This window comes from Kineococcus sp. AC630, assembly GCF_979255925.1.
The window spans coordinates 1-239 of sequence record NZ_CEEDMJ010000135.1; the positions used below are offsets into that span (position 1 = coordinate 1).

The following is a 239-nucleotide window of genomic DNA, read 5'->3' on the forward strand; positions in this document are numbered from 1 at the left end:
CGTCCGACCCGGCAGGCCCCGCTCGGCCGAGGGCGCCTTCAACATCTCCGCCGCCCCCCAGGGCCGCGGGCTCGGCTCGGTCCTGCTGGAGCACCTGGCCGCCGCGGCCCGCGAGCGCGGGCTCCGCCGGTTCACGGCCGACGTCCTGCCGCAGAACGCGAAGATGAGCGGGGTCTTCCGCGAGGCCGGGTTCGAGGTGCGCCAGGGCTACTCCGACGGCGTCCTGGAGGTCTCCTGCG

Annotated in this window: 1 protein-coding gene; it reads left to right on the forward strand. The window is 76.6% G+C overall.

The window, feature by feature from the left end:
• Positions 1-239 (forward strand): GNAT family N-acetyltransferase (locus AC0I8G_RS26145; protein ID WP_471732536.1); only part of this gene is annotated, 239 nt, incomplete at both ends.